The organism is Synechococcus sp. MIT S1220 (assembly GCF_047303025.1).
Classification (GTDB): domain Bacteria; phylum Cyanobacteriota; class Cyanobacteriia; order PCC-6307; family Cyanobiaceae; genus Parasynechococcus.
Window position 1 is genome coordinate 2,099,107 of the sequence record NZ_CP138939.1, and the last position, 22,835, is coordinate 2,121,941.

Here is a 22,835-nt window from a genome sequence, read left to right on the forward strand (position 1 = left end):
ATAACAAAGGGCAAGCGATTATCGGCCTTCACGAATAATGTCAACACACTTTTCAGCAATAACATAAGCAGTCAGCATCGGATTACGACTCACATGGTCAGGGAAGATCGAGCAATCAGCAACGCGAAGATTCTCAACGCCATGCACATGAAGCGAAGAATCAACAACGGCATGATTATCAGACACTGGGCCCATTTTGCAGGTACCAGATGCGTGCCAGATCGTTGCCGATCGATCCGTGATGTACTTTTCAATGACGCGTGTATCTGCAATCATTTCATCATTGAGAACAGCAATGCCGTCTGAGATATCCTTGAGGGCACCAGTTGTCAACAACTCATAACCTTTTCGAACACCCTCAACCATCTTGCGGATGTCTTCGCCGTGAGAATTCAAGCGGTGGTCGATGCGTGGCTGGACATTCGGATCCGTTGATTCAACAATGACTCGACCACGGGATTCGGGTCGATTAATAACAACACCAGCCCCAAACATCAAGCCTCGGGATGGATCTGCACCAGGGAATCTCTCAGCACCTAATTTACCAAGGCAATAAATCTGCATGTCATCGATTGTGGCACTGCCTGTAGCCGTATACCCAATGACCACTTGGACGTCGGCATCGGATTCACTGACGATTCCTGGCTTCGGATATGAGGCAACAACAGCCAGAGAATGGTCGATCAAATTGCTACCAACACCCTGCAGGAAAAGGACATGGTCTATACCAAGGGTCTCAGAGATGTAGAAGGGACCAATCCCTGAACGCAATAAAACAGCGGGCGAGTTGATCGATCCACAGGACACAATCACTTCTCCGCCGAGAAGCGTTTCCGACTGACCTGAGGCATTGATCACCTCAACGCCAATGGCCTTTTTGCCGTCAAACACCACACGATTAACAAGCGTGCGATCCATGATCGTGAGATTGGGACGATCCTGAGCTCCCAGCAGATAAGCAACCGCACTGGAAACGCGCAGAACGCCGTCGTCGCCTCGATTCATCGGAATCGGGCCGACACCATCGCGACCAGCTGGATTGTTGTGATCGGGGATCCATTCGTATCCCAGATCCATAGCTGTACGACGGAAGGCCTTCACACAGTTGGAATATTCCTCAGGCTTATAGCGGCGGATAGGAATTGGGCCATTCACTCCATGGTGTGGCTCATAACCAAAATCAACATCGGTTTCGATTCTGCTGTAGAGCGGTGCAATATCAGCCCAGCCCCAACCGTCATTTCCCAGAGCCTCCCACTCACGAAAATCCTGTTCAAGCCCACGCAGCGCAATCGTGCCATTGACCGCTGAACAGCCCCCCGTTACTTTGCCGCGTCCGTAGGGGAACTCACGACCAGGAATCACATCAGTGATGTAGTGCCAATCGTGCTTATCGACAGAGACGGCACGGGAGCTGTAAAGATCTTCAGGCAAATCCTCCAACGAACTGTAATGAGGACCAGCTTCAACCAGCAGGACCTTGATACTGGGATCCTCAGACAAGCGAGCCGCAATGGCTGCGCCACTATTACCGCCACCAGCAATGATGTAATCGAAGGAACTCATAATGATGTGAAAAAATAGTTCAGAAAGACATAAAATGCTTCAATTGCTGTCTCAAGTGATCGGCATGTTGCCATCAGATTGAGACAGCCAACATCCAGGCAAAATCAGCGAAGAATGGATTGGGTCACAAAAAAATTAGCCATCCCCCACACACCAAGCAACAACGCAACGCTTCTTAAAGACATCGTGAGGGAAAACAGACACAACCACTGGTAGAGATCGCTAAATTCTTAAAAAATAATTTGAATCGACAAGGGAATCAAAGCTTGAATATAAAGAATTTTAGGGAATCTATAATCCCATGTCAAAGTAATTCAATCTTTTTAAATACAAGCAAAAATTCAATTCAGTGATCGAAATGAAGCAAAATTGAGAATGCATCCTTATCGATCAGCTTACAGTCAGCAGGAAAAGTAATCAACTGAAATCAGCTCGTGTAAAAGATAAATCACCTTAAAGCATTTTTCACTTGACGCACAGCATTGAACAGCTAGGTTTATAAAAAGACCTGATGTTTGATGTCTGAGCGATCTTCATACGATTATTTGGGTGTTTTAGCCGCGTCATGCGCCTTGGCGATTGGTATTGGATTGGAGCGTTCTGAATTTGCAGTCCTCGGGAACTCAATGGTGAGTTCAGGCTGGATGAAGCCGGAAAATATCGGCCAACTGGTCGGACTCAATCTAGCTGGATACATGGTGGGAGCTGTACATCAGGCACGCATTCAGAGTGATGTTGCGTCCCTGCGAGTCAATCGGCTTGGACTTTATGTCTGCATTATTTCATTTTTCGTAGAACCACTGATCCCGGCAATGGGTTGGCAAGTGCTCTGGCGACTGATATCCGGATGGGGTTGTGCCCAGCTGGTGACGGGAATTCCAAGCTTCGGAGTCAAACGTCTCCAAACCAACCAAAAGCGTGCGGCGCTTGGATTTACTTTCGCAGGTGCTGGCTTAGGGGCAGTGATCGGCTCCTTGCTGATCAGCGCATTAACCTCTGGCTCAACGATTGGATCCTGGTTTTTGATTGGTGGCTTATCGATTGTGATGGGGATACCGATTTATTTGTTGATTGAACGCGAGATGAAGTCGCTGCGTCTTCATCCTCAGGACGTAGCTGAGCAACAAGAAGCCGCAACAGAACTCCCACCACCACAGCCCAACACGTCTTCTGAAAAAATCAAGTGGTCCCCATCGCTTGTCTTATTTGCAATCACAGCATTCTTCTTTGGAGCTGGCCAGGTATCCATCCTTACCTATGAGCCCCTATTTCTCACTTCTGTATTCAAGATGAGTGAGGCTGATGCCAGCAGTTCATACTCTTTGGTGGTTTTTGGATACATGATTGGTGCAATCATAGGGGGGCTTGTTCCCAAGAAATTCAGCACAGATCTTCTCCTTCAAATTTCAGCATGGGTTGGAGTTCTCGGAACATTACTCTTCGTCGCTTCACCAGCCATTAGCATTGTGACGATTGGAGGCATACTTTTTGGCATCTGGAATGGTGCCTATATCGGCTTGCTAGTAGCCCGGTTAGGTGAGATTTTAGGTCCTGTTCTAGCACGAAAAGGCTGGGCCATTTTCAGCTTTGTGCTGAGTATTGGTTTCATTATCGTTACTTTTGTAAGTGGATATTTAGCCCAGATTTCAGTACCCATGATCTTCTACTTTGGTCTTGCACTCGTTTTGATCCATGCAATTTTAGAGAACATAACTGCCTTCATGCTTAATCGGGAAGGTCATTGATCAAAAATATGCAAAATCAAATCAAATCTATTGTTCCAAGAACAGGGGCACTCATTGCTTTTTTGGCAATTTCTCTCGGCCATTTGTGCTTACCAAGTTGGTCACAACAAAGCCCTGAACTCTCCAACGAGAATGCAGCAGAAGAACAGCTTCCGATCATTTCCAACAACCCACATGCAACTCTTAATAACTTAATCGGGAACCCAGACTGGCTTGATCTCAATTTGTCGATCCTCAGCCAGAACAACGGAACTCCAGACGCCAACGATCGAAGAATTTTTACATCATCGAATCTCGCAACACTTGATTTAAGAATTTGGTTAGATCATTGGATGGATGATAACAAAAAAAATGGCTTCAACATTCATGCCATTGGCACACAACGTGCTGGAGAAATTCTGTCATTTGAGATACCTAATAAACTGAATACGCAGTGGGGCTTTGGCAATGGACCGATAGGCCGCTTAAGCCTACTGGCGCTCGAATACGAAAATACGGAGAGCTTTATTTCGCAGTTCAAAATTGGAAAGCTCAAACAATCCGTTGATTTCACAATGGATGGAGTGATGTGCTATTTCTCAAATTTTGGAATGTGTGGATGGGCAGAAGGAACACCATCAATGATTGATATCCCTGGAAACCCTTTCAATACCTATGGTGCAATGGCTCGTGTTGGCAATCCGGATAATGTATCGTTTAAGTATGGTATTTATCAGATTTATCCAGAATCATTTGAGACGAAATATCACGGATTAGATTTCAGAATTGATAACAACACAGGTTACGCACAATTTTTCCAAATTGACGCCAAACTACCCACTCAGAATCTTATTCCAGCACGACAATCCGACGCCGGCCAAATTCGACGAACGAATCAAGGTGAGAACGCCAACGTGTTGTACCAATCACCACTCCCTCCACCAGTCCTAAAAATAGGCGGTTGGCTTGGTGGCGGTGTCTACGAACGCGTCGATGTCCTCGGAGAAACAACAAGCAACAACAATGGTGTCTATGGGCTGATGAGTATTCCGATCAACCCTGGAAAACTTGCGATGGATGGGCGGTTGTTTGCATCCGGTGGAGTAGGGCTCTCTGAAGATGTTCAAAGCTTCCGCAGAGGAGGCAACGCAGGTGTTGTACTGGCAGGAGTCTTCCCCAATCGCCCTTTTGACACCCTCGCCTTTGGATATACGTTTGCAGATTACAACCCTTCAACACCCTCGATTGGCTTTATAGCTGGAACCGAACACGCTTTGGAACTCAATTACAGTTTTAGCATTACACCTAATTTTCAATTAATGCCAAATTTGCAATTAATCATGCAACCATTAGGCGATGAATCAGCGTCAGCTGTATGGGTTGGAGGACTGCAAGCAAACCTTTCCTTCTAACTTTCGGAATGCATTAAAGTAAACAAGGGATTGATATATCATACACGGATTGAAAACCAGTATATTTTGCATTAAGTAGCAAGTGATAAAAATCTGATAACCGCATCAAATTAACATGCATTCATATACCTCAGCTGAACACACTCAATAGACACATCTTACATTGAATGAATCATACGTAGTGGAAAATAAAGTTTTTCAGTCAAAACCTAAATAAAGCTTAGAAAGTGACACGATATTGGCCGTAAAAAATAAACTATAAATAGAGATTCTCCGCTTCATGAACAAGCTTGGTCGCATCGTTGATGGATACGTGTTCAGCCATGCAGAAACCGGCGAATCCAGCTCTGGATCCTCAAATTCAGGGTCCGGCAATCATCATGATCATGGATCGACGAACTCAATACCAATCTTTGACCCTAATCCAACAAATCCTAGTTACTATCCAACCACTAATTTTAGCGATAAAAATCGATATGATGCTGATGCTCCTTACAATCAAGCTCCACACTTCAGTGTTCCGAACGGAATTGGGCTTCCATTAGCGCACAACTTTAATTTTGATACATTTATTAAAACTGAAAAAGGAAATAATCGCGACACCTACGATGCCGGATATGATCTTCCCTTATATTTTACTCTACCGAATATCACCGAAGAAGACTCCTATCAGTGGGATTCGTTTCCAGCAGGTGAGGCACAGCAGTTTCTGGTATTTAGTGTTGAACAAGATACAATTAATTCACGATCTCCCTACAATGGCGATACTGGAGAGAGCGTAGTTTTAAGGGCAGAATCAAGCTCTGATACTGAGCGTCCATTCACGATATCTTTATCTGTCACCCCATACAATGCTGGCCCCATTCCACATATCCATTGGGCGGAAGATGAAGCCTTCATCATGTTGCAAGGCGAAATGGATTCGTGGATCGGTGATCCTACGAAGGATGCTTACGAGCTTTATGAATTCCCAGAAGGAAATGACGTCACTGGTGACAATTTACCCGCAGATGTTCGAACACCACAACTAGAAGCAGACAACGTTGAAAATTACTATTACGGCCATCTGATGGCCAAGGATGGCGTTTACTTGCCACGGGGACATGCCCATGCTTACCGGAATGCAAGCCCCAATGGTGATCCACTCGTCTTCTTAACACTGTGGTCTCGCACTCCAGGATATCCAGACGGTGGAATCGAAGAATTTTTCACTCTAAGTGATCCACTTATCGGTCGTTTTTACGATACATCCAATGAGGCTGCCGGCTATGGAAATCTGTACAACAAGAATGTAGGTAGTGAAGATGGCATTAGCAATCAACAAAGATTTGTCGATTATTTTAATACGTTTCCAGAATATTATGTTGCGATGAGTAGGAATTTTGGCAGCTTTACAGCTGTTGAAAGTGACTCGATACTCGCTGCAGATGGCTCTGCTCTCACAATGGGTGGAAATTGGAATCCATCAATACCGACGGATACTGGAACATTTGCAACACCACCACCAGCGGCCTGGAATGAACAATCAGCGACACCATGGCTGGCAACACCTGGGGAAGAAGGATCGGATAGTTATTACACACCTCCCGCACCAAATGCCCCCTCAGAGGCCGTTAATTTCAGCACACCGTTTGATCCCGAGGTGATCCAGAGAGTTGCACTGCAATATGACCCTAATAATCAGAACGGTATTTCCCAGACAGACTTCAAGCAATCAACCGAGAAATTAGCCAACATTTACAACGAATCGAATGGTGTTAAATCAAGTGATCTTCTGCTTCCTCAATCAGCAGATGCAACCTATGAAATCCTGACTGTTTGGGATCGTTTTTCGAGCCTCGACAAGCTTAGAGACGATAAAGCCTTTAAAAAGACATTTCAACAACTGAAACGAGGCGGTAGCGTTACTCCAACCAACAGTAGTGTTCATAATGATCTGTCAGATAATTATGAATCAAATGCGCCAGAACAAATGCTCCTTGGCAAATTTGAAATCAAGGATGACAGCATCGATGCAGTTCTCTCCTTATCAGAAGAGCTTCGAGAAAAAACAAGGCAGGAGACTGGTAATCTTAGTTTTGATTACTACCTAGAGAAAGGCGACAATACAACAATTTATTACATCGAACATTACAAAGAAGGCAGCGATATATCACTTCACCTACAAAAGTCATACACAACTGAATTCTTTGCAGATTTCGCAAAACACCTCGAGAGTGGCTACCTGGCTGATGGACAAGTCACCATCTATCCAGTCAATACTCCGCAGGCTTCGATTTATATTGAGCAAGCAAATGGCATTGACATGTTCAAAGATATGCTCGAATCGATGCCAGATTTGAGCATGAAAGTTGAAGCACCTGAACCAAAAGATATTCAAACAGTTTACGTTACTAATCAGACAGACACCAAAGGATTTGGCTCATTTCTTCAATTCAATAATTCTCACAGCAAAAAGAAGGAATGGCTCTATGGAGTGATTGAGGTTGACAATGATTCAGGGGAAATCAATGGGGTTGCGCTTGGCGATCCAGACCAACCTTCAGAACAATGGATGAAAGAAGCAGGAGAAAATGCAACCTTGCTGTTTGAAACTTCAAGCAACAAGAATAATCATATGATGTCTCGCAGTGTTCAGGTCAACACGGGGGTCCACTATCTACCATTTAGAACCAAGTCGAAGCATCAAGACATTTTTAGTAAGAAGACCTTTGATTCTGATCTTCAACTTGATCTACCGAAGGATCGTTCCGACCTGAGTGTTGACGAAGACAAAGGAATTATCAATTATCATCACATGAGTGGTGCTTTTGGCAATGTCATCCAAGGCATGAGCAAAGTCACAAGCGTGATGCAGGAGGAAGGGTTTGCGGTGATTGATACAAGAGAGCAACCAAGACGCCAATTGCATGCGTCCTTCAGTGGCTTTGAGCCGAGTGAAGACTCAGACAAAATCAGTTTAATAAAATCCAATAAAAAAGGTAAGATCTATGACTTTGAAAAGGAGAAATTTGTTAAATCAAATTCAAACAATCTACAACGCATCATCGCTTCCGCTCTGGAATCCGATGATATGCCTTCTTTTACAAAGGATCATCTCACCATCGAAGGTGGAAATATCTATACGCCCGTTGTCCGGCATGAGGGCACTTACTTTACCCCTAACAATGCAACGACGAAGATCACTGGATCCAATGCCTTCGAAATGACAATTCACGACCAAATGTATGATTTCACATTGAATTTCTCACAATCCAATCAGATGCCGCTGTTGAACTAAGCAGTGGTGGGAGTCAGGCGCCGATGCAATTCGGCGTCTTCTCGGATAAGCCTTCTTAATTTGCGCTCAATCGCAATAAAAAAAGCCTGAGCTTTTTCAGGCTTTTTTGTTTAATCTTGCTTGTCAAGCAGCTAAGGACAATGAACCACTGAAATTGGGAAGCTCCGTCTCAAAAAGGTTGAGAAGGCGATCCACATTTTCTGGAGTTGAGTTATATCCCATCAAGCCAATCCTCCAGATTTTGCCTGCCAAGGTTCCGAGGCCCCCACCAACTTCAATGCCATGATTGTTGAGCAGATGCTGGCTGAAGGCCTTTCCGTCAACACCCTCCGGAATACGAACCGTGGTCAAGGTCGGAAGACGGTGCTTCTCTGGAACGAGCATGGAAAGGCCAAGACTTTCGAGACCAGCCCAAAGGGCCTCTGCGTTCCGGCGATGGCGAGCCCAAGCATTGTCGAGACCTTCGTCAGCGAGAAGACGCAGAGCCTCTCGCATTCCGAAATTCATATTCACCGGAGCTGTGTGGTGATAGACCCGATCACTTCCCCAATACTGATTCAGCAGGGACACATCGAGATACCAATTCGGCACCTTGTTGTTACGGGCGCTCATCTTCTCCTCAGCGCGCGCTCCCATGGTGAAGGGACCCAGGCCAGGAGGACAACTCAGGCCTTTCTGGCTGCAGCTGTAGGCCAGATCAACTTTCCACTCATCAATGGCAAGGGGCACTCCACCTAGCGAGGTGACCGTATCGAGGAGAAGCAGGCAGTCATGCTTACGGCATAAATCCCCGACCCCCGCCATGGGTTGACAGACACCGGTAGAGGTTTCGGCATGAACCATCGCAAGGATGGCGGGCTTGTGCTCAATCAGCGCAGCCTCAAGTTCCTCCAGAGAGAACCACTCTCCCCAGGGCTTTTCAATCGTCCTGACCTCGGCTCGATACCGACCGGCCATATCGGCCAACCTGAGACCGAAATATCCCTTCACCGCAACGAGGACAGTGTCGCCAGGCTCAACAGTGTTGGCGAGTGTCGCTTCCATCGCCGCACTGCCTGTGCCGCTCATGGGCAAGGTGAGGCGGTTATCGGTCTGCCAGGCGTAGCGAAGCAGCTCCTGCACCTCACCCATCAATTCGACGTACAAAGGGTCGAGATGGCCGATGGGTGTGCGCGAGAGGGCCTGGAGAACAGTCGGATGGGCATTCGACGGACCGGGCCCTAGAAGCAGTCGGTCGGGAGTCGCAATTGGAGCGAAGGCCTTTCGGTGACGGTCGTCGACGGAAGGAAGAGGGTTCGACACCAAGGACCTGAACGGTTGATCTGGCCGATGAGCCTACGCAGTCGTCCACCCCTCAAGACGGGATTACGACGGGTTTGAAACGCAGACGTCCGATCTGACTAGCGCTGACGCACATTTGTTTCGGCAAGACCACGGGCCATGTGATCAAACGGCTGTCTGATCGGAGCGAGCATTGAGGACGGAAGACCACCGGCCATCAAACGTTCGATCAGCACCTCCCCGAGCAGAACGATGCTCCGGACCGTTGGCCCCGTCGGCACGCCCAGGCTCTTGTAGGTGTCATCCAGACCATTAAGAACCCGCTCATTGAGAATGGTGATATCGCCTGCGACCAGTGAATAGCTCGCGTAACGCAGGAAGTAATCCATGTCGCGAAGACAGGCTGCCAACCGGCGTGTCGTGTAGGCATTGCCCCCTGGCAGAAGCAGCTCAGGCTCGTCGAGAAACAGGCGCTGACTGGCATCGCGAACAATTTCAGTCGCTTCGCGGTTGATCAGCTCAACCGCTGCAATGCGAACACTTGATTCATCGAGAAAGGATTCAATCCTTTCAATTGCCTGGCGATCGAGATAGCGACCGAGCTGGTCATAGCGACCAATTAACCCGGTGATGGCATCACGCATTCCCTGGGGTCTCCAGACAGTCCCTAGGCGGAAGGTAACACTGCTATTCAAGCCACCAACGACAGCACCTCGAAGTTGCTGCGAAGTTGACAGAAACGGTTACGCACTACTCCGTTCTCTCGAGCCGTGAGAAACATGGAGACAGGAGGGTGCCCCTTGATACAAAATGGGGTTTGGGGCATCTTTACGGTCCCAACTAACACTCCACAGGGCAAAACGTCTCCCCATGTCGAAAACACCCCAGGACGTTCTGCGTCAGATCAAAGATGACGGCATTGAGCTCGTCGATCTCAAATTCACTGACCTGCACGGCAAATGGCAGCACCTGACCGTATGCACGGACCTGATTGAAGAAGAGTCGTTCACAGAAGGGCTCGCATTCGATGGCTCGTCGATCCGTGGGTGGAAAGGCATCCAGGCTTCCGATATGGCAATGGTGCCTGATGCGAGCACAGCCTGGGTTGACCCGTTCTATCGCCATAAAACCCTCAGCCTGATCTGTTCGATTAATGAACCTCGAACAAATGAGCCCTACGAACGTTGCCCACGGGCACTCGCTCAGCGGGCTCTGGACTATTTGACCGGCAGCGGCATTGCCGATCAAGCTTTTTTCGGACCGGAACCGGAGTTTTTCCTGTTCGATGACGTCCGCTACAACTCCAGTGAAGGGGGTGCCTTCTACAGCGTTGACACGATCGAAGCCCCTTGGAACAGCGGACGAGTCGAAGAAGGCGGAAACCTGGCTTACAAAATTCAGTTGAAGGAGGGGTATTTCCCCGTCGCCCCGAACGACACAGCACAGGACATCCGTTCGGAAATGCTGCTGATGATGGGTCAGCTGGGTATTCCGATTGAGAAGCACCACCACGAGGTGGCCGGCCCAGGACAGCACGAACTTGGAATGAAGTTCGCCGAACTGATCCAGGCGGCAGACAACGTGATGATTTACAAATACATCGTGCGAAATGTCGCCAAGAAATACGGCAAGACCGCCACATTCATGCCCAAACCTGTCTTCAACGACAACGGTTCTGGCATGCATGTCCACCAAAGCCTGTGGAAAGGTGGCGACACCCTGATGTTTGGCGAGGGAACCGACGCGAACCTGTCTCAGACAGCCCGTTGGTACATCGGTGGCATCCTGAAGCATGCCAGGGCATTCCTGGCCTTCACCAACCCAACCACCAACAGCTACAAGCGACTGGTGCCTGGTTTTGAAGCGCCTGTCAATCTGGTGTTCTCCGAAGGCAACCGCTCAGCTGCGGTGCGGATCCCTCTCACAGGCCCTGCCCCCAAAGCCAAACGACTCGAATTCCGATCCGGCGATGCTCTCGCCAATCCTTATCTCGCCTTCAGCGCCATGCTGATGGCAGGCCTGGATGGAATCAAGAATCAGATCGACCCGGGTGCCATCGAGAAACGCGACCTGTTCTCGCTTTCTGAAGACGAGCTGCTTGAATTCTCAGAAAATCCCGAGAAGACCGTTCCGGCATCCCTGAATGGTGCTCTTGAAGCGCTGAATGCCGACCGTGCCTTCCTGACAGCTGGTGGAGTATTCAGCGATGACTTCATCGATAACTGGATCGACCTCAAGTACGAGGAAGTACAACAACTCCGTCAGCGGCCCCATCCGCACGAGTTCACCATGTACTACGACGCTTGATCAATAGGGCCTAGTAGCACTGGGGTACTTGACTTTCACCAAAAATCGTCACCAAAATGGTCACCAAAACAAGGTGATCCATGCCACGGCGTGACGCCCCAACCAGAGTTCAATCAACCCGTCACGGTCTTGGCTTGTATCGCAAGCAGGGTCGCGATGGGTTTTTCTTTATCAAGAACCTGTCAGCACAGGCAAAGCTCTACCCAGGCCAGATCCAGCCGAAGTACATCGACGAGTGGATCAAGAGAGCTGACGGCACGATGGTCACGAGCCAGAAGGAGGCCGAGAGCTATTGCCACCGGCGCAATGGCCAAATCCAAGAAATGCTGCTCACACTGGCTGGCGACACCGTTGACTACAGCGGCGCAGACCTAGAGGGAATCGCTCAACAGCTGGCCAATCAATGGATCTCAGCTGCACAGCGTGGATTGAACCTGCAGGACATGGACTCCACTGTCTTGCAAGCCTTTGCCAATACGGCTGCAGGCGGGAAGGGTCACCACGAAACAGAAGACGGGAAGGTTCTATTTGCAGAGATACAGCTGAGCGAGCGAGAAAAAGCGTTCTACAAAAAGCATCCGCAGCTAGAGCACAAGCCCTTTGTTCAGCAAACAAGGGAAGAGCGGGAGTTACTAAAGGAGTTCCTGCTTGAGCCAATCACCCTTGACGATCTGGACGTGGATGGCGGCATCTATGTCATCGACAAAGCAAAGCTGGAAGAAGGCAGGAAGCTCGAACATCTCTGCTGGGATAACGGCTTCAGGCCTACAGAAAACGGACTAAATCGCATCCTGGAACGGTTCTCTGATCTGGTTAAAGACCACATGGAGATCGCCGACGTTGCCCGCGTACAGGGTCGACTGAAAGCACCAAAACCAGCACTGGAAGAGAAGAGCACCACCTGGCAGAGATTGCTGGGGGCCAAGGAAGTGGAAGGCGTTGCTGTCGGCACCCTGGCTGGCATGACAAAGGCCGCTGAACGACTGGAGGGCTGGACTAAAGCGAACTACTCCCTGCACCTTCCAGGAGCCATCGACGATGAGGTTGCGAAGCAGTACCGGAGCTGGCTTTTCAGTGGTGATTCCGGCCTCTCGTCTTCAAGTGTCAGCAAAGAGGTTCGCTACCTGAACTCCATCTTCAATGCTTCTGTCCGGCAAGGCCTTCTAGATGAGAACCCATTCAGGAACCTGCCAGAGGATCGACGGGCTGCGATGCAACAGCAGGTGGATGCCCGCAAGACGGTTGATTCAAACAAGGTGATCAGCCCTGAGGAAGCGCGATCGATCTACGAACGGATGAACAGCGACAAGCGCGGCAACCGTGATTCAGCGTTTGATCTCTTCTATCTACAGACCGTTACTGGCACCCGAATCCAGGAGGTGGCGGGTCTCAGGCGATGTGACTTCACCGAGCGCAAGTTCGACGGCAAGACCTACAAGTGCATCGAGATTGTGCGGTGGAACAAGAGGGGCATTGCGGTTCTGGGCGAGCGTGGCGGCCTCAAGACTCCACAGTCAGAACGGATCGTTCCTTTACCCAAGTGCGCAGAGGAGATCTGGAACAAACACGCTGGGCCAAAGAGCAAAGAACCTGCATTCCCGAAGGAAGAGCCCAAGACAGAACGCGCTCACTGGGGGGACAACCTGGCGCGAAGGATGCGGGACAAGATCCCTGACTTTCCCGGTACCCATGCTTGGCGGGAAACGCTGATCAACCACCTGCTCAATAGTGCGGTCCCTGCCCGGATCGTGGAGATGGTCACAGGCAAGACGGGGAACACACCGCTCAGCCAATACACCTCTGATGACCTGCCATCAATGGCGCGGGCGATCGAGCTACATGCCGCCCACCTTGCACTGCCTGCTTACAAGGGGGAGCAACAGTAATGAGAGCAACCAACCTCCATGCATTCACGGTCTCGCTGAGGCAAGAGTTTCCGGAAGCTGAGTCATTGCGAATCAGGAAAGCGAAGCGGGCATCAGGCACCGTCTGGCAGCTGGTGGGAGTCCACGGCAACGGCGACACCATCGCAAGGCAACTCAAGGCCAGCAATGAATCTGAAGCCTTCCACGGTGCCAGGGAATTGATGATGCAGCTCAGTGGCCGCTCTTCATCAAAGAGTTTCACCAAACACCACCTGCGGGCTGCTCTGGAGGCGATCACTTCAAAGGGCTACCGCGACGCAACCGGAAGAGCCAAGGTTTCAGGCGTCAGAAAAGTGTGTGAGTGGCTGGCGGAAAGATCCCTGGCAGTGGATGAGAAGGCGCTACATAAGGCCGTCATGGAGCTGGCACCCGAAGAGAACCGCAAGCGTCGAAGTGTTCTGGAGGCTGCTTCCCTATTAGCCACCGTGGCCGGAGAGAACCTCGATATAGAGGGCCTGCGATTCCGGAACCCGCTCCCGACCCGAAGACCTGCCGTTGACGATCCGGCAATCTTCCAGGCGCTCGACACTGACCTGCTCAAGCTCGGGGACCCTGGCGCCATTTCGGTTTACAGAGTCGTTGTTGTGACTGGAGTTCGGGCAAATGGAGCCCTCAGCATGAAGATCCCAGGCCCGTTTGACGGTGACGAGTTTCCAGAGGGTGGGTTCCAGCCAGGAGTACAGCTCCCTTATTGGGATTCAAAGCGAGGCCGAGCCGGGTTCTGCACACCCACAGTGAGGGACTGGTGGGACCACTGGGACCTAACCCTGCCACCAAATCAACTGAAGGAATATTGGATGCCACACGACCGGCCTGCCACAAACGAACAGATCGAAAAAGCAAACAACCTGCTCAGTAACTACGCGGCAATGCTCCGACGCAAAGTTCATAAGGATGCAGCTCATTCGCTCGGATTCCGCGCCCTACGCCACGCAGCTACCGCCAGACTGTTGAAGTCAGGCATGCAACCTCTCACGGTGGCTGAGTTGATCTCCACATCAGTCGCGCAGATTGAGGCCACATACAGCGATTGTTTCCGTCAGCATGCCATCACTGAAGCTGCAAGGTTGCTCTAGTCGCCGCCAGTGAGGAATTCGAGCAGACCCCATTCAGACCACAATGCATCTGCATCCGAAAGATTCTGCTCGGCAATCCAGCACTACAGGACATCAAGATGTTCATGGGGCTCATGCAACTCTGTGTCCGCAAGCACCTGATGGAAGTCGAGCCAAGCACATGAGCCACGATCTGAAAATACGCATTCGCCACTACGGGCAGTGGACTGACGACGCTTCTACGAAGTCGGCGGTCGAAGCCTCCATCAACTCTTTGATAAGTGCGAGGTTTTAATGGCAAACAACAAAAACTTTTCCGGCACAAAAATCAATCGCTTAACTGCTATCCTCCCATCTAAAAATAGAACAAAAGACGGCAGAGCTCAATGGGTATTTAAATGTGAATGTGGTAAGATAGTTGAAGTATGCAGAGGTTCGGTAACTAGCGGAAATACCAAGAGTTGTGGCTGCTTAAAAACTGAGAAATTTAAAGCAAAGGCTGAGGATTTTAAAAATGTTCGCATCGGTAGTGTTGTAGGAATAAGGAGGATTGAAGGAAAGAGAAGACTGTGGGAATGGCAGTGTGACTGCGGAAAAAAAGATCAGGGATATGGAGCTGCATACAGGCATAGGCTCAAAAAGAATGGCTCTGTAGGCTGTAGGCATTGCGCTCTTGAAAGATCAGCAAAGGCAAGAACCAAGGATTACACCGGAATTAGATATGGACACCTTGTAGCCGTCGAAAGAATTGAATTTGACCCCGAAAAAACCCCGAAAGAATGTTTGTGGGTTTGGGATTGCGACTGTGGCAATACTGTAGAGAGAACCCCTCAAATTGCTAGAGGAAATCAAATTGACGGGAGTTGCGGATGCATGATTGGAAGCAAGACCAAAGCTAATCGCACAGGCGATCGCTTCGGCTCTTTAGTCGCCTTAAGGTCTGTTGGAAAGAAAGATGTAGATACAACATACACATGGGAATTTATTTGCGACTGCGGGAATCTTTGCCAAGCACGCCTACGAGATGCAGTCTCAGGGCAACAGCAATCATGTGGTTGCAATGTTGGAGGTCGCGACAGTATCAAAGGGATGATCGATGGGGCTTTTAGAAATCCCGAATCGAATGAGTTTGCCTATGTCTTTTACATGAAAAACTATCCAGGTTTGATAAAAATAGGAATTGCGTGGGATCTAGATCATAGATCTGATGAAGAGTACGGAGAATTATTTGACTTTATTGAATTGCCTCGTTTAGATGCTTGGCTAATTGAGCAAGCGTCCCTTTATTCGACCAGGGCTTTATGGGATTGTCCTGATGAGTTACTAAGCAAGAAATGGGCGGGTTCGACTGAATTGAGAAAAATGAATGCAGAAATGGCATTCAAAACTTTAAAGTTTTACCACGATGAATTACTTGATTCCGGGAGAAATGCCTTTGCTGCAGATTTCTTACCTACCACCCCAGGGCAAAAAGTAAAGTTACTCGCGGCCGCCATCATATAAAACAAACTACAAGACTCAATAGCTAAAGAGGGCCCAAAAAAATACTATCTACCGCCATTGGCATAGACCCTGCAGCTTCTCCCGCAGCCCCTCTATGTCAACCAAACGCTGCCACTTGTGCTGCTGCATGTGGACATGCTCGTGCAGGTAGCCATCATTGATCAGCTTGTAGAGCTGAGATCTATTAGAAATACGCTCATCAATGCGCATGGACGAGATAGAAGGTTGTCTCCAATGACTCATCCGGTTTTAAGAAAACAGGCCCTAGATGCCCTTTGTTAAGGATGTTGGTTGCCAGTGCGTAGAACGGAAGGCAAGTTTTAGGCCATTGGGCTAGTCAAACTAGTTATTAATGGCGACACATTTAAATTAAATATTAAATTAGAGAAAAAGAGAATACTTAATGCCGACAGCGGCCTTACCGAATGCACTTGGGTCTACGGTCGAGCAGTGAGCTAAGACGGAATCGATGGTGTCAAGCGTGTAATCATCCCTGGGTTCAGCTCAGGCTACACATCTTCCATGGGGTCATCCAAATGGAATCCCAGCAGAATTTCAGGCCACGTTTGTCGCTTTGAGGGCAATAACACCGCCGAGAATTCCAGGGGTTGGAGAAGCAATGGATCACCAGAAGTATTAGCGGCACCGAAACTAAGAATTAGGGCGGCAATTTGTTCTTTAGTCCAAGGTGTGGCGCACGCTTTGACTGAGCTGAATTACTGTCAGTAGTATTCTGAATTATTCGGATCAGGTAATTAATTTACGGGCTCTGCCCTCTTCGTCAATCTTATGTCGGAGGCGAGTGAACTCCTCAGAGAATTCTCTGACATTTGGAATATTGGTATTTCTTGTGAATTCCTCTTCATTCAAGTTAGAGGCACTCCAAGTAAAATTATAGCTTCCATGCCAAAGGATTTGCCCGTCAATGATGCAGAACTTGCGATGGTTGATTCCACCACGCCCATGCATTTTATTTTGATACCACCAGACACTACAGGGCATTTTGTCCCAATGCGACTCTTGGAGCTTATGATTTTGTTCGTCTTCCTGAAGGATTAACATTATAGTTAAGCCCTCTTGGTATTTTATAAGAAGCTTATCTGCAAGATCTTGGTCATTAAAGAGGTACATGCTAATCCATATGCCAAGATTTGCATCGTTCCAGTCCTTAAGCAGTGATTCCTTCTGCTTCTGGAAATGGGTCTTGGCGAGCTCTACCTGTGGCGGACCTTCATCCCTTAACTTCAATGATTCGAGAATCTTCTTGCATTCTTTATAATCGTTCATCCAGTCCCATGGATATATCTTATTCTTAACGCATCCATTTTCTAGTAGATCAAGAAGAATGCTTGCAGCCACTAAATTTGGACAATTAATGAGCATAGAACGGATTCGATCTCTCTTCGATCCATCGTCTAAGAAGTCGTGTTGATCTTGTTTGTATGTTCGAAAAAGTTCAGTTAAATTATTATGAGTAGCGAACCAATCGTTTGATGAGAAAAACTCTTCGATTCTTCGTTGTTCGAGCCAGTTGAGATCGGCCACAGGTAGTGAGTCTCTCGATTCATACAGTAGTGGCATAAGTAAGCTCGTGCTCCTCCTGCAGCAAGCAGCCGCTGGTAGATGGTTCCTTACTCCGACGGCATCTTCTGCTCAGCATCACGACAATTCGGATTACGCATCCTATAGCTCCTCGAGGTGACGTGCCAGGCGCTTCGCGGCGGCGTGCAGACACTGATGCCATACAGGCATCAATGGCGCCGAAGTTGCTTTAGCGAAAGTCTTAGGTCATCTGAAAATCATTCCGCAAGCTTCTGGGAGGCCCTTTTCAACCTCTCCAGCTCTCTACATCTCAAACAGTTTGAGTTGAGGTCTCTCATGGAATCATGACCGTACTTATATGGCTTACCTCTGTAGTAAGAAAGCCCCCTTCGCCGAGCTTCAGCCGGTGAAAGAGGTGCTTCTCGGTTTCTGATACGGACTTCCTCTTCCCGTCTTTGGTTGGCTTCGCGCTCAGCTTGAGCCGCTTCGCGTCTGGCTTGACTACTGGCTCTGTCTTTCGCTTGCTTCGCCTTCTTGGCAGCTTCTGGATCTTTGCGTGCTTCATTGCGGCGAGTCCATCTTGCGGTTTTTGCTCCGTCCCAAGAGACGTAAGCCCCCGAATCGCTGTAATAAAAGCCGCATCTCTTTCTGAGTTTCCTCGCAGGGCAAGTTGAATACTCGGAGAAATCGATCCTCCAGCTCACGTGCGTAAATGGGTAACCACGGCACCCGCAAGTACAGATCTCGCGGAATGTGGTCTTTCTGACTGATTCGTAGCCGCTACTTGTGCCTGCGGTGGATGCAGATCTCCTGGTGGATCCCCAACTCGGACGAGGAGCTCTTGACCAGGTATTGGTCGCTGAATATTGCCTTGAAGGTGCTTGTTGCAGGTCGTAAGTCTGCTTTTTTCCGGGATCTCCCAGGACTTCCCAAGCAAGCCTCATCACATCCTCGCTCTCACCAAGGCTGACCGTTCGCATTAATCGTGTCGTAGTAATACAGAACAGCCCGCCCTACGGGTTCGCGAATCAGAGATTCGCTCGTTACGAACGCCACGGCGTTCTCACCGTAGTTAGTTAATCTCACTTCGTGAGCTTTGAACAGCCAAGAACAGCCGGCTGAACAGGTAAGGATTAATCAGGGAAACCTTGATCGTGCAACGGACAAGCACAGGTGAAAGAGTTACGGAGCTGGGGGTAGTGCCTCGACTCTTTTTTATTGTTAGATGTTGCCAAGTTACATTGTCTCGATTGTGCAGGGGGGCTTCAACGCGCTTTGCAGATGCCAGCAAAAGGCCAATTACAGCCAAGAAGGTTATACCAAAAGCTGAGTAAACCGTGCTCCTGACGGAACACGGTTTATCTGCTCGATGTGAAAATCCTCCGTGCGAGGATGAATCGAAATCATTTGCTAACTATTATGGGTAGAGAAATCTAAATCAAACAGATCGTAACGGTCCATAGAGATCCTATATAAATCAACAAATGGTGTTTGGTAGGTGATAGCACCGCAAACAAGCTGCCCTTCTTCTCGACTGTCCACCGCTTCAGCATCAGATCTCTCTTGTTGGCTAACAAGGCTTGTTTCTCTCTTCTAGCTTCAATAATCTCCCTTGCATGCTCTCTAGCCCTCTCCCCAATCCGTTCTTTTGAAAATGTATCTGGATCGGGTTTGGCGGGCGCATCCATCCCCCCATGGCTGGTGTTGGTGATTATGTATCTTGCAATATATCAGCTTAAAAGTGTCTCTAAATTAGAGATTGTCTAAGGGGTGGCCCAAGTCATTTCAATCAACTGATCAATAGTAAGATTTCCTCCTATGTAGATGGCCTCAAGAGAATCAGAGGCGAAAATGCCAATACCTTTAATCGGCCGACCAGTTGCATCAACGTGTGTGGTAGCTCCAAAAGTGAGCTGCGAATCTTTAGCCCCTTGAATATTAATTTCGTCAGTAGGATCAAGGGATTTGATGATATCGGCTTTCTTATTTCCTGTGTTATTCCCTGCTTTGCCATTAAGCTGATTGACTGCAAGATGGTCGCTTTTTATATAAAGTTCATCAAAGCTTCCGTCTCTCTCGTTCTCAAATGTATTTTGTCCAAATCCCCCATACAAATCGTCTGCACCAGCACCTCCGGAGATGAGATCCTTCCCATTTCCAGCCCTGAGCGTGTCGTTGCCTCCATTCCCAATTAATGTGTCTGCGCCTCTAAAAGCTTTGAAGTGATCATCACCTATCCAGTTTAAACTGGCTTCACCAGTTGCCCCTATAAAAGATTCACTAGTATCTGTTCCGTACACAAGAGCGTCTCCACTGCTAATATTTATCCATTCAATTGATATAAACAACTTTCGTCCGTTACACCCTGTATCTTGGAATGAGTTTGAATTACCAAGGTAAATGTAATTCGCTTCTGTCGGTGGCGTTGCTGAAGAGCAACCTGTAACATACATGTCAAAACCAGTGCCGCCATCAATAATATCAGTTCCTCTAAAACCACTGATAACATCATCACCACTCCCGCCGTAAAGACTGTCGTTTCCATGGCCTCCACTTACGTAGTCATTTCCACCATATCCATAAGCTAAAGTTGGTTGGTTAATCTTCGAATTGTCAATATTTCCTTGATCCAAATCGTCTGCGAAATTTGTTCCTTTAAGAATTGGCATGTTGCAAGAGCTTAAGCATTATAAAGCTAGCAGCGGGTAGGGGTTTGGCAAACTTTTCTAGTTGCAATATGCTCAACTTGATAGTGTGTTTGGAGATGTTGATGAACTCCCTTCCAAAGTTTCGCCAAGGTGCGAGGGGCTCTAAGTAGGTCTAGTAGTACGTGCCCCGCCTCTGTGAGATGAGTAGTACTCACAGGTTCGTCTTGGCGACCCAGCCAGCGAGCGATACGGCAATCTGGCGCTGGTCGAATTCACAAAATAAGCGAGCCGTGCAGATAGACCTGAGTGACCCCTAGCTTTCTTGATGGCGGTGTTTCCCTTTCTCCAGTCGGTGACGGATCCCCAAAGGGCGTTGATCATTTGACCCTCAATGACGGAATGGTGGGCAGTAGAGGGCTGAGATGCTTGTGATAGCAGGGTGTTTGGCATGATGCAGGCGGTTAAATGGATACGCGCCTTATTTGTGAAGAATTGTCCGAATTAGCTATCTGAGCAAAGCAAATCTCTAAAGGAACAAGTGTGCACAAATTTGTAATCGCATCACGCCAATCGTTGCTATCTTGGTCTTTAGTGATGGGCAGTGGAAGCTTGCCTAACGCACGCAGAAGCATTGATTCGAATGCGGGATAGTATGTGTATCCCGCGCTCTCAGCTAATTGCTGCTTGTCTTCGTTGTCTTTATGTTCTTTGTAGTACTCAATTAGTTCTGAACCAACAAGACGAGATGTTGGATTTGTGTTTTTCATAAGAATACCTTGTACGGTTTACAGAAGTTATTTACTGATCTTACTCTAAAATCCGTTATTCGCTTGAGAAGAGATCCTAATCTTCCAAGTCGCTGACACAATGAAATAGCCCTCTGTAACAGAAAAGGAGGCGATGCCGAAAAAACTTTTATGCATATGACAAATCGTCAGGATCACTGAACCATGAAAAGATCCAGTTGCTGATCGCTTGAGAGGCTTGGCGTAGCGTATCTTTACCTACTCGATATAGATCTTTTGCGACTTTCTTGGATATTGTGTGAACACTTGAGGCGAACGATTTCCCTACAGTATAAATAGCCTTCACAGCTGTAGAAGCATTTTTAAGGACAACGTCGACGATCTTATCTAGGCCCGCTAAAATATTCTTCAGAAACTTATGTACTCTGTCCAGCCAATCGGAAATCGAATATAAAAATCTGCCGACTCTTCCGCTTGACTTGATCGTCTTGCTGGCCAGCCATCTCGTTCCCATAGCTGCAATGCCAGTAAGCCCAACTGCTGCCATAAAATAAGCAATTGGTGGAAATACAGCTATCAGGAAACCTATTAGAAGTGCCTTCGCCGCCACTTTCCATCCTCCCTCCCTGAATGCCTTCAAAGCTCTTGCAAGAGTTTTTGCTCTATATTTTGCATCAGTTTTATAATGCTTCCAGTCAACTGACTTTAGGAACGGAAAGATTCCTCCAAATCCCAATTTGAAAGTTATGTATCCAAAAGGAATGCCAATTTCGGCAAGCGCGTCAAACATTCCGTCCCAAATTGCATCTGCCGCGGCGGCATCACTCATGTTTTCAAAGATATCTTGAAAACCGTCTCCAACATCATTTGGTACTTCATAAGGCTCTTCGCCAAAAGCCTGCTTATATGCAGCGTTGTAGCCAGGGGTTCCAGGATCAGGCGTTCCAAAATCTATATTCATTCCATCATTAATATTATCAATTTGAGCATCTAGATACTCTTCATGCCCCATGGGATCGGCTTGGCGAGCTCTGTTCGGACCGGCATCTTCAAATATCCAGTTATTTGGATTGCTTGGGCTTCCACCATTTTCAAGAGATATTTTGTGTGAAATATCTTTGCTCTTAATGAACTTAAAAATTTCTATTGGATTTTCTAGTAAATGCTTTGGTATTTTCATTAATAATTCTTGAGGCGGTATCCCGTATCTCCCCCCGTTTGACATTATGAAAGATTGAAGGACTTCGGGGAGATTGCCGAAAATCTGAATTGCTTCTTTTATAGATACAAACTCCATAGTCATACAAAGAGTTTTAGTAGAAAATCTGCTCCTAGGGTATGCCATCGGAAGCAGACTCGCTTTAGTAATTGATATTTGTTTTTTAAGAAGATCCTTTTAATACATTGATATCTTTAAAGAACTCCAGAACACTTCTTCACTCTGTTGTTAGGTTATTACTGTGATGCTCCTCAACGATGTGGCACATTGCTACTGCAATCAGGGTGTCGTCCTTCACGATCCCGTGAGCTTTGACATTGAAGGTTTCTCTGAATGAGTAGTGACGTAGACGTTCATCGCGGGTCGCATATTCCTTTAAGAAGTCCTGATATTAATGCGAGTTCCGCAGGACACGCCGAGGATTTTCCACTGACTTTAGTCGGCAGCGTTAGCTGATCCCAGCCTTGCACAAGATCGAATGTGGTGCCTTTGACGGCCACCGCCTCTATCCAGTGTTGGCCTGTCTCCTTCTTCAGACCACTGCGATTGTTGTATGTCTTGCCCTTGGTAATGCGGAGATGGAGTTCGATGTCGTCGTTCTAGAGAGCTCAACTTCAGCTATATCTC

General features: G+C 47.9%; 14 protein-coding genes. 7 read left to right on the plus strand and 7 right to left on the minus strand.

All coding sequences use genetic code 11. The features are described 5' to 3' along the window. Positions 1–18: 18 nt before the first annotated feature. On the minus strand, positions 19–1,566 hold the full coding sequence (locus tag SIB64_RS10770; protein WP_413440208.1) for a GMC family oxidoreductase: 1,548 nt from the start codon (positions 1,564–1,566) through the stop codon (positions 19–21). Between the two features lie 518 nt (positions 1,567–2,084). On the opposite strand from SIB64_RS10770, the gene SIB64_RS10775 reads away from it, so the two are divergent. The 3 genes from SIB64_RS10775 (at position 2,085) to SIB64_RS10785 (ending at position 7,982) form a co-directional block, all read left to right on the plus strand. Beyond that, positions 2,085–3,311, plus strand: coding sequence for an MFS transporter (locus SIB64_RS10775; RefSeq protein ID WP_413440209.1), 1,227 nt, complete (start codon positions 2,085–2,087; stop codon positions 3,309–3,311). An 8-nt stretch (positions 3,312–3,319) separates the two neighbouring features. Next, positions 3,320–4,702 (plus strand): carbohydrate porin, encoded by a 1,383-nt coding sequence (locus SIB64_RS10780; RefSeq protein ID WP_413440210.1) that lies wholly within the window; start codon positions 3,320–3,322, stop codon positions 4,700–4,702. Between the two features lie 280 nt (positions 4,703–4,982). Continuing rightward, a complete protein-coding gene (locus SIB64_RS10785; protein WP_413440211.1) occupies positions 4,983–7,982 on the plus strand; it encodes an antibiotic biosynthesis monooxygenase in 3,000 nt (999 codons plus the stop codon). A gap of 123 nt (positions 7,983–8,105) precedes the next feature. Here the strand turns inward: SIB64_RS10785 and SIB64_RS10790 are convergent, their stop codons facing one another. Both SIB64_RS10790 and SIB64_RS10795 read right to left on the minus strand, forming a co-directional pair. Beyond that, positions 8,106–9,284 (minus strand): pyridoxal-phosphate-dependent aminotransferase family protein, encoded by a 1,179-nt coding sequence (locus tag SIB64_RS10790; RefSeq protein ID WP_413440212.1) that lies wholly within the window; start codon positions 9,282–9,284, stop codon positions 8,106–8,108. Positions 9,285–9,382: 98 nt separating this feature from the next. Next, the gene (locus SIB64_RS10795) at positions 9,383–9,907 is read right to left on the minus strand and encodes an allophycocyanin subunit beta (protein ID WP_413442993.1); all 525 of its coding nucleotides are present in this window, start codon (positions 9,905–9,907) and stop codon (positions 9,383–9,385) included. 226 nt (positions 9,908–10,133) lie between these two features. Between SIB64_RS10795 and glnA the strand changes: the two genes are divergently transcribed. The 4 genes from glnA (at position 10,134) to SIB64_RS10815 (ending at position 16,053) form a co-directional block, all read left to right on the plus strand. Then, complete coding sequence (gene glnA / locus SIB64_RS10800; RefSeq protein ID WP_413440213.1) at positions 10,134–11,570, plus strand: type I glutamate--ammonia ligase; 1,437 nt, start codon at positions 10,134–10,136, stop codon at positions 11,568–11,570. Positions 11,571–11,650: 80 nt separating this feature from the next. Continuing rightward, on the plus strand, positions 11,651–13,456 hold the full coding sequence (locus tag SIB64_RS10805) for a tyrosine-type recombinase/integrase (RefSeq protein ID WP_413440214.1): 1,806 nt from the start codon (positions 11,651–11,653) through the stop codon (positions 13,454–13,456). Beyond that, positions 13,456–14,571, plus strand: a complete 1,116-nt coding sequence (locus SIB64_RS10810; RefSeq protein WP_413440215.1) for a hypothetical protein — start codon at positions 13,456–13,458, stop codon at positions 14,569–14,571. Before SIB64_RS10805 ends, SIB64_RS10810 begins: the two co-directional genes overlap by 1 nt. Positions 14,572–14,844: 273 nt before the next feature. After that, positions 14,845–16,053 (plus strand): hypothetical protein, encoded by a 1,209-nt coding sequence (locus tag SIB64_RS10815; RefSeq protein WP_413440216.1) that lies wholly within the window; start codon positions 14,845–14,847, stop codon positions 16,051–16,053. 747 nt (positions 16,054–16,800) lie between these two features. Here the strand turns inward: SIB64_RS10815 and SIB64_RS10820 are convergent. The 4 genes from SIB64_RS10820 to SIB64_RS10835 all read right to left on the minus strand — a co-directional run bounded on the left by SIB64_RS10820 (position 16,801) and on the right by SIB64_RS10835 (position 22,286). After that, positions 16,801–17,598 carry a phospholipase D-like domain-containing protein gene (locus tag SIB64_RS10820; RefSeq protein WP_413440217.1) on the minus strand — a complete coding sequence of 266 codons (798 nt, stop codon included), beginning with the start codon at positions 17,596–17,598 and terminating at the stop codon, positions 16,801–16,803. 1,430 nt (positions 17,599–19,028) lie between these two features. Then, a complete protein-coding gene (locus SIB64_RS10825) occupies positions 19,029–19,283 on the minus strand; it encodes a hypothetical protein (RefSeq protein ID WP_413440218.1) in 255 nt (84 codons plus the stop codon). Positions 19,284–19,358: 75 nt separating this feature from the next. Continuing rightward, positions 19,359–20,264, minus strand: coding sequence for a hypothetical protein (locus SIB64_RS10830; RefSeq protein ID WP_413440219.1), 906 nt, complete (start codon positions 20,262–20,264; stop codon positions 19,359–19,361). A gap of 894 nt (positions 20,265–21,158) precedes the next feature. Further along, the gene (locus SIB64_RS10835; RefSeq protein ID WP_413440220.1) at positions 21,159–22,286 is read right to left on the minus strand and encodes a hypothetical protein; all 1,128 of its coding nucleotides are present in this window, start codon (positions 22,284–22,286) and stop codon (positions 21,159–21,161) included. Between the last annotated feature and the right edge of the window lie 549 nt (positions 22,287–22,835).

Coding starts and splice junctions, on each gene's coding strand:
- SIB64_RS10770 (WP_413440208.1), bottom strand. CDS start 1,566: ATGAGTTCCTTCGATTACATCATTGCTGGTGGCGGTAATAGTGGCGCA.
- SIB64_RS10775 (WP_413440209.1), top strand. CDS start 2,085: ATGTCTGAGCGATCTTCATACGATTATTTGGGTGTTTTAGCCGCGTCA.
- SIB64_RS10780 (WP_413440210.1), top strand. CDS start 3,320: ATGCAAAATCAAATCAAATCTATTGTTCCAAGAACAGGGGCACTCATT.
- SIB64_RS10785 (WP_413440211.1), top strand. CDS start 4,983: ATGAACAAGCTTGGTCGCATCGTTGATGGATACGTGTTCAGCCATGCA.
- SIB64_RS10795 (WP_413442993.1), bottom strand. CDS start 9,907: ATGCGTGATGCCATCACCGGGTTAATTGGTCGCTATGACCAGCTCGGT.
- glnA (WP_413440213.1), top strand. CDS start 10,134: ATGTCGAAAACACCCCAGGACGTTCTGCGTCAGATCAAAGATGACGGC.
- SIB64_RS10805 (WP_413440214.1), top strand. CDS start 11,651: ATGCCACGGCGTGACGCCCCAACCAGAGTTCAATCAACCCGTCACGGT.
- SIB64_RS10810 (WP_413440215.1), top strand. CDS start 13,456: ATGAGAGCAACCAACCTCCATGCATTCACGGTCTCGCTGAGGCAAGAG.
- SIB64_RS10815 (WP_413440216.1), top strand. CDS start 14,845: ATGGCAAACAACAAAAACTTTTCCGGCACAAAAATCAATCGCTTAACT.
- SIB64_RS10825 (WP_413440218.1), bottom strand. CDS start 19,283: ATGGATGCGCCCGCCAAACCCGATCCAGATACATTTTCAAAAGAACGG.
- SIB64_RS10830 (WP_413440219.1), bottom strand. CDS start 20,264: ATGCCAATTCTTAAAGGAACAAATTTCGCAGACGATTTGGATCAAGGA.
- SIB64_RS10835 (WP_413440220.1), bottom strand. CDS start 22,286: ATGGAGTTTGTATCTATAAAAGAAGCAATTCAGATTTTCGGCAATCTC.